Annotated in this window: 13 protein-coding genes; 9 read left to right on the top strand and 4 right to left on the bottom strand. The window is 66.6% G+C overall.

The genetic code is table 11. The features are described 5' to 3' along the window. Nucleotides 1-132 precede the first annotated feature (132 nt). Both AB0L58_RS21905 and AB0L58_RS21900 read left to right on the top strand, forming a co-directional pair. Nucleotides 133-2910 carry an AAA family ATPase gene (locus tag AB0L58_RS21905; RefSeq protein ID WP_364389292.1) on the top strand — a complete coding sequence of 926 codons (2778 nt, stop codon included), beginning with the start codon at nucleotides 133-135 and terminating at the stop codon, nucleotides 2908-2910. A gap of 317 nt (nucleotides 2911-3227) precedes the next feature. After that, the gene (locus tag AB0L58_RS21900) at nucleotides 3228-3704 is read left to right on the top strand and encodes a DUF1772 domain-containing protein (protein WP_364389290.1); all 477 of its coding nucleotides are present in this window, start codon (nucleotides 3228-3230) and stop codon (nucleotides 3702-3704) included. Between the two features lie 57 nt (nucleotides 3705-3761). Here AB0L58_RS21900 and AB0L58_RS21895 read toward each other — a convergent pair whose 3' ends face one another. Continuing rightward, nucleotides 3762-4319: a helix-turn-helix domain-containing protein gene (locus tag AB0L58_RS21895; RefSeq protein WP_364389289.1), complete on the bottom strand. Its 558-nt coding sequence runs from the start codon at nucleotides 4317-4319 to the stop codon at nucleotides 3762-3764. Between the two features lie 39 nt (nucleotides 4320-4358). Here AB0L58_RS21895 and AB0L58_RS21890 point away from each other — a divergent pair, with 39 nt between their 5' ends. The 3 genes from AB0L58_RS21890 to AB0L58_RS21880 all read left to right on the top strand — a co-directional run bounded on the left by AB0L58_RS21890 (nucleotide 4359) and on the right by AB0L58_RS21880 (nucleotide 8486). Continuing rightward, a complete protein-coding gene (locus tag AB0L58_RS21890; RefSeq protein ID WP_364389288.1) occupies nucleotides 4359-5603 on the top strand; it encodes a KasA/KasB family beta-ketoacyl-ACP synthase in 1245 nt (414 codons plus the stop codon). An 81-nt stretch (nucleotides 5604-5684) separates the two neighbouring features. Continuing rightward, nucleotides 5685-6476, top strand: a complete 792-nt coding sequence (locus tag AB0L58_RS21885) for a thioesterase family protein (RefSeq protein ID WP_364389287.1) — start codon at nucleotides 5685-5687, stop codon at nucleotides 6474-6476. Between the two features lie 510 nt (nucleotides 6477-6986). Then, nucleotides 6987-8486 (top strand): SH3 domain-containing protein, encoded by a 1500-nt coding sequence (locus AB0L58_RS21880; RefSeq protein WP_364389286.1) that lies wholly within the window; start codon nucleotides 6987-6989, stop codon nucleotides 8484-8486. Nucleotides 8487-8524: 38 nt separating this feature from the next. On the opposite strand, the gene AB0L58_RS21875 is transcribed toward AB0L58_RS21880, so the two are convergent. After that, entirely contained in the window at nucleotides 8525-9172 is a 648-nt protein-coding gene (locus AB0L58_RS21875) for a TetR/AcrR family transcriptional regulator (RefSeq protein ID WP_364389284.1), read from the bottom strand. Nucleotides 9173-9257: 85 nt separating this feature from the next. Here AB0L58_RS21875 and AB0L58_RS21870 point away from each other — a divergent pair, with 85 nt between their 5' ends. Next, nucleotides 9258-10394 carry an epoxide hydrolase family protein gene (locus AB0L58_RS21870; RefSeq protein WP_364389283.1) on the top strand — a complete coding sequence of 379 codons (1137 nt, stop codon included), beginning with the start codon at nucleotides 9258-9260 and terminating at the stop codon, nucleotides 10392-10394. A gap of 169 nt (nucleotides 10395-10563) precedes the next feature. Then, complete coding sequence (locus AB0L58_RS21865) at nucleotides 10564-11187, top strand: SDR family oxidoreductase (RefSeq protein ID WP_364389282.1); 624 nt, start codon at nucleotides 10564-10566, stop codon at nucleotides 11185-11187. A gap of 234 nt (nucleotides 11188-11421) precedes the next feature. On the opposite strand, the gene AB0L58_RS21860 is transcribed toward AB0L58_RS21865, so the two are convergent. Continuing rightward, on the bottom strand, nucleotides 11422-12567 hold the full coding sequence (locus AB0L58_RS21860) for a GTP-binding protein (protein WP_364389281.1): 1146 nt from the start codon (nucleotides 12565-12567) through the stop codon (nucleotides 11422-11424). A 75-nt stretch (nucleotides 12568-12642) separates the two neighbouring features. Here AB0L58_RS21860 and thiD point away from each other — a divergent pair, with 75 nt between their 5' ends. Next, the gene (gene thiD / locus AB0L58_RS21855) at nucleotides 12643-13485 is read left to right on the top strand and encodes a bifunctional hydroxymethylpyrimidine kinase/phosphomethylpyrimidine kinase (RefSeq protein ID WP_364389279.1); all 843 of its coding nucleotides are present in this window, start codon (nucleotides 12643-12645) and stop codon (nucleotides 13483-13485) included. Between the two features lie 427 nt (nucleotides 13486-13912). On the opposite strand, the gene AB0L58_RS21850 is transcribed toward thiD, so the two are convergent. Continuing rightward, nucleotides 13913-14557, bottom strand: coding sequence for a TetR/AcrR family transcriptional regulator (locus tag AB0L58_RS21850; protein WP_364389278.1), 645 nt, complete (start codon nucleotides 14555-14557; stop codon nucleotides 13913-13915). Between the two features lie 247 nt (nucleotides 14558-14804). Here AB0L58_RS21850 and AB0L58_RS21845 point away from each other — a divergent pair, with 247 nt between their 5' ends. After that, complete coding sequence (locus tag AB0L58_RS21845) at nucleotides 14805-15443, top strand: class I SAM-dependent methyltransferase (protein ID WP_364389277.1); 639 nt, start codon at nucleotides 14805-14807, stop codon at nucleotides 15441-15443. Nucleotides 15444-15509 lie beyond the last annotated feature (66 nt).

Here is a 15509-nt window from a genome sequence, read left to right as displayed (position 1 = left end):
GGAGGCGCTCCTGATCTGCGGGAATGATGTACTCAGCTTCGGCGCCGCAGCAGCGATGCGGATCAGTGTCACCACGTACGCGGGGTACTGAAACTCGCGCACGGTCCACGGAACGCATGGATACTGCTGCCTATGCAGGACCCGCTGATCGGTCGTCATCACGAGCTCGCCCGACTGCGGGCCGCTGTGCTCGCAGCCGCCGCGGGACAGGGGCGGTTGATCCTGATCGACGGGCCGGCCGGAATCGGCAAGACCCGGCTGGCCGAACACACCGCGGCAATCGCCGCCGAATGCGGGCTGCGCGTCGGCCGTGGTTTCGCTGTCGACGACACGGGGATGCCGCCGCTGTGGCCGTGGCACCGGCTCGGCCGCGACCTCCCGGAGTTGTCCGAGACGCTGGCGGGTGGCGACGCCGTGCAGTGGGCGGATTCGGCCTCGCAACGGTTTCGCATGTTCACCGTCTTCACCGACGCGCTCGAAGCACTCGCGGCTCCGGCCGGACTCGCGGTGGTGCTGGAGGACCTGCACTGGGCCGATCGAACCTCACTACTGCTGCTGCGGCACGTCGCCGCCGAACTCCCGCGTCAGCGGTTGCTTCTGCTGGCCACCGCACGCGACACCACCGACGGCCCCTATCTCGAACAATTGCCGGACCTGGTAGGGATGCGGCACACCCAGACGATGCCGCTGACCGGACTATCGGTCGAGGAGGTCCGGTATTGGTTGCGCCAGGCCGCGCCCGCCCTGGATACCGCGACCGCCGATCGGCTATACGAACGCACCCGCGGCAACCCGCTCTATGTTCGACTCGTCGTCGAATCGGCCGGTGACTCCGATTCGGATCCGTTGTCCCGTCCAGGTTTTCGACGGCTGGCATTGGCACACGTGAACCGGCTCGACACCGCGACCCGGACGGTACTGCGCGCCGCGAGCGTGCTCGGCGAGCGGATCGAACCGGATCTACTCGAACAGCTGACGGGCACCGCTGTCGATACCGCGCTGGATACGGCTGTGACCGCCGGTGTGGTCCGGCACCCCGACGACGGCGGAGTGGCATTCGTCCACGCGCTGATCCGCGATGCGATCTACGCCGAATTGCCGCCGTCGGAGCGAATGTCATTGCACCGCAGCGCCGCCGAGTTGCTCGCCGCCCGCGCCGATGGCGATCCCTCGGTGGCCGGACCGATCGCGACCCACTTGCGAAGGGCGAGCGGCCCGGACGGCAACGCCGACTGCGCACACTGGGCTCGCATCGCCGCCGAATCCGCACGCGCGGCGACCGCATTCGATGACGCGATCCGCTTCCACCAGTGGGCGATCGAGGCGACCGGACCGAGCGCACCCGGCCCGCTGCGAGCCGAGCTGTTGATCGAGCTCGCGCGCAGCGAATTCGAGGCCGGACGCATCGACGGCAGCATCGACCATTGCGCACAGGCCGCGACGATTGCGGAGCAGGCAGCCCGCCCCGACCTCCTGGCGGCGGCCGCGTTGGTGGTGCACGGTATCGGCACCCCGAAGATAATCGCCACGGCGGATCGGCTGTGCCGCAGTGCATTACGCTATCTATCCGCCGATACCGACGGCGCGTCGATCGCCCGGCTCACCGCGCATCGCGCCATGGCGGCCGCCGAGATCGGCGAATGCGACCGTGCCAGAGAGCTTTCCGCGACGGCCATGGCGACCGCCGAACGCAGCGGCGACCCCGACACCCTGCTCGATGCCATCCACGCTCGCCACCTCGCCCTTTCGGCGCCACATTTCCTCGCCGAGCGGATGGACCTCGTCGAACGCGCCATCGAGCTCGGCGCTCGTGCGCGTCAGCCGCTGGCCCGGCTGTGGGGCTATCTCTGGCAGGCCTCGGCCGCAATCCAACTCGGCGATCTCGGCCTGGTAGACCGAGCGATCATCGAACTCGAGCAGGTCGCCGAGCAGGGACGCCTGCCGATCGCGCGCTGGCATCGGCATCGACTCGTTGCCACCCGCGCCGCATTGACCGGCGATTTCGCCGCCGCGGACGAAAGTAATAACGCCGCGTTCGAACTCGCCGTCCGGATGGGCGACGAGTCGCTGCTCGGTTTGCACCACGCGTTCCGCGGATTGATGAACATGGTGCAGGGATATGTGTCCGAAACCGAAGCCGCCGAGCGATTCGCGGCGATCCGCCATGCGCCGCAGATACCGTTGATCCGGATCTTCCTACCGATGACACGCGCCCTGGCCGGCGATCTCGACGAGGCACGCGCGCTATTCCAGGAGTTCCGGGAATTGCCCGGCACCTTTCAGATCGGTCCGCATTGGCTCGGGCTGCTCTACAACATCGGTTTCACCGCGGTGTTGTTACGCGACAAGGAAACCGCCGAGCGCACCTACCAGGCGTTCGGCCCCGACGACTACTACCTCGGCGACGGCGGCGCTGTCCTGTGCGCCGGTTCTATCGCCCGCCCGATCGCCGACCTCGCGCTCACCGCCGGACGGGTCGACGCCGCGATCGGGCACTACCAACGTGCGATCGCGATGGACGGCCGCATCGGCGCGCGCCCCTTTCTGGCACTGAGCCGTCTCGGGCTGGCCGACGCGTTGCGCACCCGGCGCGCACCCGGGGATCTGCGCGCCGCCCGGTCGGCGATAACCGAAGCGGCACAAGAATTCCGGCGACTCGGTATGACGCATCGCTTGCGGGCCGCCGATGCGCTGCTCGCCGACATCGACCGGGCGGGTCGCGATGCGAACCCGCTGACCGCACGGGAAACCGAAGTCGCGGACCTGGTCGCGAATGGATTGGCCAACCGCGAAATCGCCGCTCGGCTCGTACTTTCCGAGCGCACAGTGGAAACGCATGTCCGCAGCATCCTGGCCAAATTGGGATTTCAGAATCGAACCGAGATCGCCGCATGGCGTTTGCGCTCCTGACTCGGCAGGGCGCGCGGCCATGCCACGCAAGGGAACTTCGTCGATGAACCATGCGATCAGGAAGCCGAGTGCGCGGACTGCGGTGGCAGCCAGGAAGACGTGTCCAGTGGCGAAGACCTCGAGGCACCCGTGTCCCTCGGTGGGTGCATGCGAAAACGGCTGGGGTCACTGACTTCCGGAGATTTCCTCCGCACCGCGAGCACGCCCCAGCGGACCGCTCGATACGGCTGCACGCGGAAATCCCGGTATCGCTTGACTCCTAGATCTAGCGTTGCTAGATTCTCTAACAACGCTACAGACAACGAACGGAAAAGCTCATGATCACCACCCTCATCCAGGTCGTCGCCATCGTCTCGGTCCTCGCGAACGCCGTTGTCTACGGCACCGATGCCTGCTTCGCACTGATCACGCGGTCGGTGTACGACAAGCTGGACGACCGGACCGTGACCATCTCGGCGGGCTGGGGTCACTACTACGGCGATCGCCGGATGCCGATCGTCGGCGTCGGCGGTGTGGTGACCGCTGTTGCGGCAACGGCCCTCGCAGCCATCGGCGGCCACACGGCCGCGGCGATCGCCGCGGGTATCGCCGTCGTGGCCCTGGTGACCTGGCTCGGCATCTACGTTCGGGTCGCGAAGCCGGTGAACACCCAGCAGACCGCCGCCGCGCACTCCGGCGTCATTCCGGCGAATGCCCGTGCACTGCAGGACAAGTGGAACAGCGTCATCAACGGCCGGGTGGCCTTGCAGTTCACCGCCGTCGCCGGACTGTGCGCCGCGATCGCACTCGCCTGACCCACCTGATTGAAATCCCTGTGTCGGCTCATGCCGCCGACACAGGGATTTTCGTGTCTAACGAATGGTTTGGTCGATCAACCGGCGCGCGGCCCGGTCGGTGCGCTCCACATCACCGGTTATCAACCGATCCTGAATAATGCCGCGCAATCCCGAAACCAACAGCGTCGCAACGGCCTCCGGATCGTCGATGGATTCGAGCCGACGCAACGCATCGGCGAGCGTCCCGATAAAGGTCGCGATCGCCGCATTCGCGTATTCGCCATAGGGACTGTTCGGCACACACGCGGCCCCGAGCACCTGCAGCAGCACCCGCACACTCGTCGTGGCCTCCCCCGCGATATTCACCGCACAGAATTCGCCGAGCCGCGCGCGCAGCGATGCCGCATCGGAGATCCCCGCGAAGACCGCGGCAATATTCGGACGCTGCGTGGTAAGCGCCTGCACCAGCAGTTCTTCCTTGGTGTTGAAGTAGTGGATCAGCATGCGCGAACTGGTGCCGAGTTCGGCGGCGAGCGGGCGCAGCGACAGATCGCCGAGACCGTGGGCGGCGATGTATTCGACGACACCGGCCAGCAGGTCGGCGCGTTTCGCGTAGTCGAGTGGGCGGGCCATGGGTTGACTGTAGCGATTGGTACAGGTATTCATGACACCGTGACTGTAACAATCGCTTCAGAAACTCGCCCGGCCGTCGTGGTCACCGCGGTCGCCGCGACCACATCGATCGCCGATGACATCGACGCGACCTGGTCCGGACTGCTTGCCGGGCGCAGCGGTATCGGCATGCTCGCCGACGATTTCGTGGCCGAATACGACCTGCCGGTCCGCATCGGCGGCAAGTTGCAGTCCCGGCCGGGCGACCAGCTCACCCGCGTCGAACAGCGCCGTCACTCCTACGTCGAGCAGATGGCCCTGGTGCTCGGCCGCCAGGTCTGGCGCAATGCGGGCGCACCCGAGGTCGAGGGCGAGCGGCTCGCGGTCGTCATCGGCACCGGACTCGGCGGCGGCGACGCCCTCATCACTGCGGTCGATTCGATGCGCGACGGCGGCTATCGGAAGGTTTCGCCGATGTCGGTGCCGATGGTCATGCCGAACGGTCCGGCCGCCACGGTCGGACTCGAAATCGGCGCCAAGGCAGGGGTTTTCGCGCCGGTCTCGGCCTGTTCCTCCGGTTCGGAGGCGATCGCGCACGCTTGGCGGCTGATCACCACCGGCGAGGCGGACGTCGTGGTGGCCGGTGGCGTCGAGGGGCATATCGATGCGGTACCGATCGCTAGTTTCGCCATGATGCGGGCGATGAGTACCCGCAATGACGAACCGGAGCGGGCATCGCGGCCGTTCGACCGGGACCGCGACGGGTTCGTCTTCGGCGAGGCGGGAGCACTGCTGGTGCTGGAGTCCGAGCGGCACGCGCGGGCGCGTGGCGCTCGGATTCACGGCCGCGTGCTCGGCGCGGGAATCACCTCCGACGCCTATCACATCGTCGCGTCGGAGCCGGAGGGCATCGGTGCGGCGCGCGCCATGCGCAAGGCGATATCTACTGCCGGGCTGCAGGTTTCGGATATTCAGCACGTCAATGCCCACGCCACTTCGACATCGATCGGCGATGCGTCGGAGGCCAATGCCATCACCGCGGTCACTCCGGCGGCATCGGTCTACGCACCCAAATCCGCACTGGGCCATTCGATCGGCGCGGTCGGCGCGCTCGAATCCATCCTCACCATGCTGACACTGCGCGACCAAATCGTCCCGCCCACTTTGAATCTCGATAACCGAGACCTGGAGATCGATCTCGATATCGTGGCCGGTGCGCCCCGCGAGCAGCGCATCGATTTCGCGCTCAACAATTCCTTCGGCTTCGGCGGCCACAATGTCGCCCTCGCGTTCGGGCGGGCATAGCACCGGCGGCCGGTCGCCGCGAAGTAGCGTCGTAGCAGAATCGTTAACCGTACGAACCACCCAGCGGAACGGGACAACGACGTGACCGGTGCCTTTTACACCCCAGATCCGGCGAATCCGAATCGATTCGTCTCGACCGAACTGACTCGCGGTCCGTGGTCACCGGACGCTCAGCACGCCGGACCACCATCGGCGCTGCTCGGGTACGCGATCGAGCGCTGTGAACCGCGGGCCGGATTCCAGGTCGGGCGGGTCGCGGTGGAGATTCTCGGACCGGTCCCGCTGGAGCCGTTGACGGTGGCAACACGGGCGGCCCGCCCCGGACGCAGTGTGGAGCTGATCGAGGCGACGCTGTCCACCGATCGCGGACCGGTCATGCGAGCGAACGCCTGGCGCTTCAAACTCGCCGAGCCGGAGCTCGAATTGCCCGAACAGATCCTGCCGAGCGGCACCCGACCCGGTCCGGATCAGGGTGTGTCGTCGCCGTTTCCGTCGACGCAGTCCATCGGTTTTCATACCGGCATCGACTACCGGTTCGTCACCGGATCATTCGCCGAACCCGGCCCGGCGATTTGCTGGATCCGGCTGAAATATCCGATCGTCGCCGGTACCACGCCGAGTCCGCTGGAACGCACACTGGCCGCGGCGGATTCGGGCAATGGCGTCAGCGCGGTGCTGGATTGGTCCCGCTACCTGTTCATCAATACCGATCTCACGGTCACTCTGCACCGCCAGCCGGTCGGCGAATGGGTCTGCCTGGACGCCGTCACCTACCCGCAACCGCACGGCATCGGCCTTGCCGAGTCCGCGCTCTTCGACGAGAAGGGGCCGCTCGGCCGCAGCACCCAGACCCTGTTCGTGGGACCGCGCTAGCTCACCGGCAAACCTGCGCGGTCGAGGATTACACCCTATCCAGACACCGGTGTGCGCCGTCCGGCAGACCGGATCAAAGACGAAAGCGCGGACAAGGTGGTCCGAACTTCGCAGGTCGAGCCCACGGATCGGCCTGTTGCTGAGCAATCGCCGCATGTGAAACCATAAAAGTGATTCGGTCGACCCAAGAACTCCGATGACTGGACATCCGGCAGCCAGCCGCGCACCGCGGACACCGGGCCCGGCGACCGAGACCACTCGTGCAATGGTTCGTGGTCCGGGTCTTGCTGAATTTTGTGCCCTGCTCGGCCTGCTTGCGGTCGCGCCACTGCTGGCCTGGATCGCCCCGGGCGACCGGGCATCGCGGCGACAGACGGATATGTGCGACCGCTCATACCTGGGCCGCTCCGGCGGCCGTCGCATCGTGTGCATCCACGCCGGTGCGGTATGGACGCCCACCGAGCCGCTTTCGCGCAACGGCCCGGCCGCGGGAAGGAGTCGATGATGCTGATGCGTTTCCGACTGGACCCGGACCAACTCGCCGCGGCCTTGTCCATCGCTGGGCTCGAGCCAGGACCGCGGTCCGCCCTGCCGCCGACGACCCCGCCGCCCGACCCGGCGGCCGCGCTGCGGGACAGCGGACTGCTCGAAGCCGACGACCGACTCGCCGAACCGGCGACGGGAGCACTGCGCATCGCCGCCGATCCCGCCCACACCACCGCCATTACCGCCAACCACGCCGGGCAGGACAACTGGACAGCGGCGCTGGTGCTGCGCGGGGACGAAGACGACACCTTCGTCATGCAGGCCGGGACCGGCGACGACGGCTTCGATTTCACCGTCGTGCCAACGCTCACCCAGGCCACCATGCTGGTCGACCAACTGCTCGATCTCACCTCCTACGGCCCCGGATTCGCATCACCCCCGATCGACCTCGATCTCATCGCATTCGCCGCACTGCTCGCCGCCGCCGACGCGGCACAAGAGGCCCGCTTGGCCGGGGTCCTGCATCGAAACGTCGCGCTCGGCCCGCTCGAGTTGCGGGCGCTCGAGTTGGAGGAGCAACTCGCCAAGGGGCTGGCCGCCGGCGACACCCGTTGGGCCTTGTCCGCCGCCCAGGGCGCCACACCGGTATCACTCGCGGCGGCGGCCGGTCGGATGACGGAGGGACTGGCGCGGCTGGCGTCGCTGGGCCTTGTTCGACTGGAAGCGCTCGGTAGCTACCGATTCACCGATGCCGGGACCGCGGTGGCGCGGTCGTTCGGTCAGCTGCTGACAACCGGGAGCATTACCGTAATGGCCGGTGCGGCAGGGAAACAGGATGCACTCGCCCATTTCACGGTGTTCCGTTCGACGTTCTCGAGCCGGTTCGCAAGCTGGCGCGAGCTGGCGGCGCGCAATCCGCGGGCCGAATTGTTCGAGACCACAACGGAAGTCGCGCTCCGTCTGGTGCGCGATGTGCTGGACCCCGCCGTGGTCAAGCCGTTCGCCGGTGGCATACCGGCATTCGACGCGTCCGAGGTGCCCACCGAAGTCGTGCCAGCGGTCGAGCGCGGCGGCTCTCCGGCATTTCATCCGACTCACCAGGTGCCCGCCAACGGCATGCCCGCATGGGCCACTCCCGACTCGACCCAGCAGCCCATCGCCCACATCGACCCGCGCGTCGAACTCCAGATCCTCGAGCGCTCCGGGGACTGGGCACATATCGCCTGCAACAACGGCTGGACCGGATGGGTCGACGGCCGTGCCATCGAACCCCTCGCCGCCCTCTGGTACCCGACCCACCTGGTACCCGAGGGTGGATTGGACGCATGGGCGGCGCCCGATCCGAGCCTCGGCCCCATCACCAGCATCGATCCCGGCGTCGAACTCCAGATCCTCGGCCGCGCCGGGGACTGGGCACATATCGCCTGCAACAACGGCTGGACCGCGTGGGTCGACGGCCGCGCGATCCACCCGCTCGCACGGCCCGGCGCACCCTGGACATCCACCGAAAACAGGCGCGTCTGATTCCCGGTCACGAGTGGTCGCGGCCGAACTCATCGACGCTAGTTGCGCGGTTTCCAGCGCCAGGCGAATTCGCCCGCCTCGGGTGGCGGGCCGGGCAGTTCACCTTTTCCCGAGAGCCCCGCGATCAGCATGGCGAGCACGCGCCTGCGCAGCTCGGCCGTTCGGGCTTCGTCCGGCATAGCGATAGCCGCACATGATTCCAGGACGAGACCGAGGTCGTTGGCATTGACATCCGCGCGCAGCCGACCGGTCACATGCGCCCGCCGCACCAGTTCCTCGGTGACCGCACCCGAATGCATGACGTCCGGCAGCATCGACTCGTCCGGGGTGAAGGTGCCCGCCAGATGCACGGTCAACGAGTGCACATCCGCATCGACCACCCGTTCCAGGAATCCGACCAGACCGTGCCAGCCGTCCGAATCCGTCAGCGCGGCATCGGCTTCGGCGTTATAGCGGCGCAGCCCCTCATGGCAGAGGGTGCGCAACAGCACCTCCTTGCTCGGATAGCGGCGGTAGAGAGCGCTGATGCCCACTCCCGCACGCTCGGCGACGGCGGCGATGGGGGCATTGGCGTCGGCGAGGAAGACCGCGCGGGCGGCCTCCAGGATGAGCCCGTCATTGCGGGCGGCCTGCGCCTTGCGGCCGGGCAGACCCTTCTGAGCTGGGGCATCGGATGTCTTCGGCATGGATTCAGATTAACACTTGAAACGGAATGATCCGTTCTGTTACTGTTCAAACAGAACGAAGCATTCCGTTTCACGAGGAGTAGAGATGACCGCCATCACCCCCTTCCGCATCGACGTCCCGCAGGCCCGGCTCGACGACCTGGCCGACCGGCTCTCCCGAGCCCTCTACCCGAACGAACTGCCCGGCGTCGGCGACGCCTACGGGGTGCCGAACGAGCGGGTGCGGGCCCTCGCCACGTACTGGCTGGAACGCTTCGACTGGCGCGCGCTGGAGGCGAAGCTGAACTCCTACCCGCAGTTCACCACCGAGATCGACGGCGAAGATATCCACTTCCTGCACATCAGGTCCTCCAGGGCGGACGCGCTGCCGGTGGTCCTCACCCACGGCTGGCCGGGTTCGGTGCTGGAATACCTCGATGTCATTGCGCCGCTGACCGAGCCGGAATCCGCCGATGAGCCCGCCTTCCACCTGGTCATCCCGTCGCTGCCCGGATTCGGATTCTCCGGGCCGACCCGCAGTACCGGATGGGGCACCGTCCGCACCGCCGCGGCCTGGGCGGAGCTGATGGGCCGACTCGGCTATGCGCGCTACGGCGCCATCGGTAACGACGGTGGCTCGATGGTCTCACCGGAAATCGGACGGCTGGATTCCGATCACGTCGTCGGCGTGCATGTGACGCAGCTGTTTTCGTTCCCGTCCGGTGACCCATCGGAATTCGAGGGGCTGTCCGAGGAGGATATGGCGGCGCTGCAGCACCTGCAGTGGTTCCACGAGAACAAGATGGCCTTCAACGCCTTGCACAGTCAGCAGCCGCAGACGCTGGCATTCGCGCTGGCCGATTCGCCGGTCGGATTGCTCGGCTGGAATGCGCAACTGTTCGGCGAGAGCCTCGACGAGGAGTTCGTGATCGCCAATGTGGCGATCTACTGGCTGACCGGTACGGCCGGGTCGTCGCTGCGGTTCTACTACGAGAACGCGCACACAACGCAGCAGCCGAGCGAACCGACCACGGTGCCGACCGGATTGGCGATGTTCAAGGGCGATTTCCAGTCGATCCGCCGGTTCGCCGAGCGCGATCACAGCAACATCGTCAGCTGGAATTCCTACGACGTCGGCTCCGTACAAGGCGGCCCCAACGATGCGGCCGGACATTACGCCGCACACGAGGCACCCCAGGTGATCGTCGCCGACATTCGGCAGTTCTTCGCCAAGCTCGGCTGAGCGCACGGTGTGCAACGGCCCGCATCCGACTTCCGGACGCGGGCCGTTGCATGGTTCCGCAGAGACCCTCTCGTATGTCTTCGAGACGCACGGCCATGGTTCGTCTCGTTCTCCGTTGATGTACTGGATTCACCAACAGCTCAACAGCTTTCAACACAAGGAGAACACAATGCGTATCGCGGTTTTCGGAGCCACCAGCACCGTCGGTCGGCTGGTCGTCGAGCAGGCGCTGGAACAGGGACACGAGGTCACCGCCTTCACTCGCGACGCGGCGAGCATCACGCAGCGGCATGACCGGCTGCACATCGTCGAGGGCAATGTGCTGGATACGAATTCGGTCGAACCGGCCGTCGCCGGTCAGGATGCGGTGCTGATCTCGCTCGGCGCGGGCCGCAAGGGGGTCATCCGGGCCGAGGGCACCAGGGCGGTCATCGAGGCGATGAACCGGACCGGGGTCAAGCGCCTGATCTGCCAGACCACCCTCGGGGTCGGCGACAGCGAGGGCAACCTGAACTTCCTGTGGAAGTACGTGATGTTCGGGATGCTGCTGCGCGCGGCCTACGCCGACCACGTCGAGCAGGAAGAATACGTCCGCGCCAGCAAGCTCGACTGGACCATCGTGCGCCCGAGCGCCTTCACCGACGGCCCCCGCACCGAGGCCTACCGCCGCGCCTTCGGCGCCGACGCCAAGGGCCTCACCCTGAAGATCGCGCGCGCCGACATCGCCGCGTTCATGCTCGAACAACTCACCGACGCCACCTACACCCACCTGGCCCCTGGCATCTCGAACTGAGCCGACCATGCCGCCCCAACTCGGCAGTGTCCGCGCGACCGGCCCACCCGGTCGGAAACCCACGCCCGTTCCGGTGCGTGGGTTTCCGCCGTTTCAGGTGATCAGCGCGTTGGTTGCCGGCGGGGCCGATCGGGCTGATCCACGACGCACGCTGCCGAGCGTGCGTCGCCCCATGCTCACCGACCGAGAACGCAGCGGCCTCGACGTTTGCCCGCATGCGGATCTGCTCCAGGGTCAGTGCTGGTGGAGGGCGCCCCAGGTGGGGAAGGGGTCGGGGTAGGTGGTCCAGGTGGTCGGTCCAGCGCTGAATTCGTCGTCGGTGAGCAGGGCGGCGTCGAGAAGGGCACGGATGTGGACGGTGTCGAGTTCGACGCCGATGAAGACGATTTCTTGGCCTGCGGGGACTTCCACGGCGGACCACCAGGCGGCGGGTTCGAAGACGAGATCGGGTCCGGCCTGGGACCAGACGACGGCAAGGTCGGGGCGGGTGGCCAGCCAGCAGAAACCCTTGCTGCGCAACATGCCTCGCAGTTGGGCGAGGACATCGGCGAGGCGTTCGGGGTGGAACGGACGGTCGGCGGTGTAGGTGAGGCTGCGGATGCCGTATTCCTCGGTTTCCGGAGTGTGGCCGCCCGCGAGTTCTTCGGCCCAGCCCTCGGATTCGGCGGCGACGACGGGGTTGTAGCGACCGGTCGCGAGGACCTCCGCGAGATCTACCACCCCCCGCTCGGTCCGCAGCACATGGGCGCGCGGATTCAGTCGTCGCACCGTGGCTTCCACTGTTCCGGCGGCATTGGCGCTGACCAGATCGGTCTTATTGATCAGCAGGACATCGGCGAATTCGACCTGGTCGACGAGCAAGTCGGCGATGGTACGCGTATCACCCTCGCCCACTTCGAGATTGCGCTCGGCGAGGGTCTGTCCGCGGGCGATCTCGGCGAGGAAGGTGGCGGCGTCCACCACGGTGACCATGGTGTCCAGGCGAGCGATATCACCGAGTTTGCAGCCGTCTTCGAATTCCCAGTCGAAGGTCGCGGCGACCGGCATCGGCTCGGAGATTCCGGTGGATTCGATGACCAGCTGATCGAAGCGGCCCTCGCGGGCGAGCCTGCCGACCGCCTCGATCAGATCCTCGCGCAGCGTGCAGCAGATGCAGCCATTGGTCAGTTCGACCAGCTTCTCTTCGGTGCGATCCAGGTGTCCCTGCCCGGCGACGAGCGCGGCATCAATATTGACCTCGCTCATATCGTTGACGATCACCGCGACGCGGCGCCCGTCCCGATTGGCCAGGATGTGGTTGAGCAGGGTGGTCTTGCCCGCGCCGAGGAAGCCGGATAGCACGGTGACGGGCAGCAGGTCAGGGGGCGATGAAGTGGTCACACCTTAATGATAATGGTTTTCATTTATGTCGAGTGCGTGGGGCGTCAGGGGTCGACGCTGAGTAGGGTCTGGGTTGTGAAATTCCTGCCGCTCGTGCCCGACGGGCAGACCCCGGTTCGTGTCCTCACTATCGCCGGGACCGACTCCGGCGGCGGGGCGGGAATTCAGGCCGATTCGCGGACCATGGCGCTGTGCGGCGTGCACGCGTGTGTGGCGGTGGCCGCGGTGACGGTGCAGAACTCGGTCGGGGTGAGCGGGTTCCACGAGATTCCGCCGCAGGTCGTGGCCGATCAGGTGCGGGCGGTGGTCGGGGATATCGGGGTCGGGGCAGCCAAGACCGGCATGCTTGCCTCGACCGCGATCATCGAGTCGGTCGCGGCGGTGTGTCAGGAGGTGGGGATCGGGCGGGATCGGACGCCGCTGGTGGTCGATCCGGTGGCGGCATCCATGCACGGCGATCCGCTGCTGCACGAGGAGGCGCTGGATGCGGTGCGGCATACGCTGATTCCGCTGGCCACGGTGGTGACGCCGAATCTCGACGAGGTGCGGCTGATCACCGGAATCGAGGTCACCGATGACGCATCGGCACGGCGGGCGGCGCAGGCACTGCACAAGCTCGGGGCGCAATGGGCGATCGTCAAGGGCGGACATCTGCGATCCTCCGAGGTCAGCACCGACCTGCTTTTCGATGGCGACCGGTTCCTGGAATTCACCGCGCCGCGGATCAGCACCGGCAATGACCATGGCGGTGGTGACACTTTGGCCGCTGCGATCGCGTGCGCGCTCGCCAATGGCTATTCGGTGCCCGATGCGGTCGAGTTCGCCAAGGATTGGACGTATCGCTGCCTGGCCGCGTCGTATGACCTCGGCGCAGGTCACGGGCCCGTTTCACCGCTCTGGCGGCTCTCGCGTACCTGATCGCCGCAGCCGTTGGGAGCGCCCCGCAAGGGTGCGATGCCCGAGCGGACGGCGAGTCGCAGCTACCGGGTTCGGCGGGCGATTCGGCAAGGACCAGCGGGCGATTCGGCTCGACACCGCGACCAACTCGACCCGACCCAGCGGGCAATTCAGCCCGACACCGCGACCACTCGACCCGACCCAGCGACCAACTCGAACCGACCCAGCGACCAACTCGAACCGACCCAGCGGGCAATTCGGTCGGGCTCAGCGGGTGGGCTCGGGTGCCGAAACTTGTCGGTGGGCGGGTACATACTCGAGGCATCGCAGACACTGTTGGCCTCGACGATGCGGTTGACGAGAACAATGTGGTTCGAAGTGGCTTCGGCCCGCCGACCGCCACAGGCGCGCCCGCGGTCGGCACCACCGGTGGGACAAGTGAATGCGATCAGTCGCTGGCGAACGCGAGGTGCAGCGGTAGGTCCGCATCGAAGCGGATGCCGTTCAGCCGCGCATTGGCATCGGCCAATGCGGAGATGATCTCGGCGAGGTATGCGACGAACTTCTCGATCGGCATGGTGTGTGCCTGCAACCGGTTCGCGCCGAGCCACCAGTCCGTGGCCGAGGCCACCGCACCGAATACCGAATAGTTGACGAGTTCGACGCTGGATACCTCGACGGACTTGTCGGCGAGCAGACCGGTGAACAGATCCGCGGCCCGCTTGGCCGATTGTCGAGCCGATTGGAGCGCCCGCTCGGATTCATCGGCCCGTCGCGTGAAGTGGCTGTGCAGCATGAACCGGAAAACATTGGGATGCTCGGACACCACGAGCACATATTCGGCCGCGCCCCGCCGAATCAACTCCCGCACCGAATCATTCGTCAAATCGGCACTGGAAACGATCCGCTCCCACAGCATGTCGCGCACCCGGTCGACAATCGCGTTGTACAGATCCGTCTTATCCTCGAAGTGCCGATAGAGTTTGGGTTTGGCCGCCCCGGCCTCCTTCGCGATATCCCCCATGCTCACCTCGGGCCCGAACTTGTCCAGCGCCCGAAAAGCCGCATCCACGAATTCACCCCGAACCTGCACACGATGCTCCCGCCACCGCTCGGTCCGAGCATCGACCCGCCTTGGCGCCCCCGCATCCACTCCCCGCCCACTGCGCATCACGAATCCGACCGTACCAATCCCGGCAGCCGACCTCGCTCGGAGCCGAAACCGGGGCCTGCGGACTTTGCCGAACCGGCAAGATAGTTGGCGTTGTCGCGGACCCTGCGTACATCATGCGAACAGGGTCGATGGACCGGGATACGCGATTTCGATGGGAGAGCGACGCATGAGCGAGGAGACCGCAATCGGCAATACCCAGGAGTTCTGGGAGGAGTTCTATCGGGATCGGGATCAGATCTGGACCGGAAATCCCAATCCACTGCTGGTGCGCGAGGCCACGGCGCTCGAGCCGGGGACCGCACTGGACCTCGGATGTGGTGAGGGCGCGGATGCCGTCTGGCTTGCGCGGCGCGGATGGCGGGTCACCGCGGTCGATGTGTCCCTGACAGCGTTGCGGCGGGCGGCCGCGCATGCCGACGACGCGGGCGTCGGGGAGCACATCACGTTCGTGGAACATGATCTGGCGCAATCATTTCCGGAGGGAATGTTCGATCTGGTTTCGGCTCAGTTCTTTCACTCCCCGGTGGCGCAGGAACAGGAGCGGACGAAGGTGCTGCGGCGGGCCGCGGCGGCGGTGGAGATCGGCGGTGTGTTGTTGATCGCGGGGCATGCCGGGTGGCCGTCATTTGTCGAACACCGACATGACGTGCACTTTCCGACCATGGATGAGGTACTGGACGGGCTTGCGCTCGGGACGGACTGGCGGGTCGAGACCAAGGATGCGGTCGAGCGGGAAATCACGTGGCCGGAGGGAAAGGTGGGGCTGCGCACCGATACCGTATTGCGGATTCGGCGGGTGCGGTAGGCGAGGTCCCCAGGAACCTCACAGGTAGGCCCCAGCCAGGGGCCAGCGCGGTTCGCGAGGGTAGTC

This window comes from Nocardia sp. NPDC052112, from assembly GCF_040680135.1.
Classification (GTDB): Bacteria; Actinomycetota; Actinomycetes; order Mycobacteriales; family Mycobacteriaceae; genus Nocardia.
This window is presented reverse-complemented; position numbering and strand designations above follow the sequence as displayed.

Bases quoted from the DNA above. Each gene is read 5' to 3' on its own strand.
- AB0L58_RS21905 (WP_364389292.1), top strand. From the start codon at position 133: ATGCAGGACCCGCTGATCGGTCGTCATCACGAGCTCGCCCGACTGCGG.
- AB0L58_RS21900 (WP_364389290.1), top strand. From the start codon at position 3,228: ATGATCACCACCCTCATCCAGGTCGTCGCCATCGTCTCGGTCCTCGCG.
- AB0L58_RS21895 (WP_364389289.1), bottom strand. From the start codon at position 4,319: ATGGCCCGCCCACTCGACTACGCGAAACGCGCCGACCTGCTGGCCGGT.
- AB0L58_RS21880 (WP_364389286.1), top strand. From the start codon at position 6,987: ATGCGTTTCCGACTGGACCCGGACCAACTCGCCGCGGCCTTGTCCATC.
- AB0L58_RS21875 (WP_364389284.1), bottom strand. From the start codon at position 9,172: ATGCCGAAGACATCCGATGCCCCAGCTCAGAAGGGTCTGCCCGGCCGC.
- AB0L58_RS21870 (WP_364389283.1), top strand. From the start codon at position 9,258: ATGACCGCCATCACCCCCTTCCGCATCGACGTCCCGCAGGCCCGGCTC.
- AB0L58_RS21865 (WP_364389282.1), top strand. From the start codon at position 10,564: ATGCGTATCGCGGTTTTCGGAGCCACCAGCACCGTCGGTCGGCTGGTC.
- AB0L58_RS21845 (WP_364389277.1), top strand. From the start codon at position 14,805: ATGAGCGAGGAGACCGCAATCGGCAATACCCAGGAGTTCTGGGAGGAG.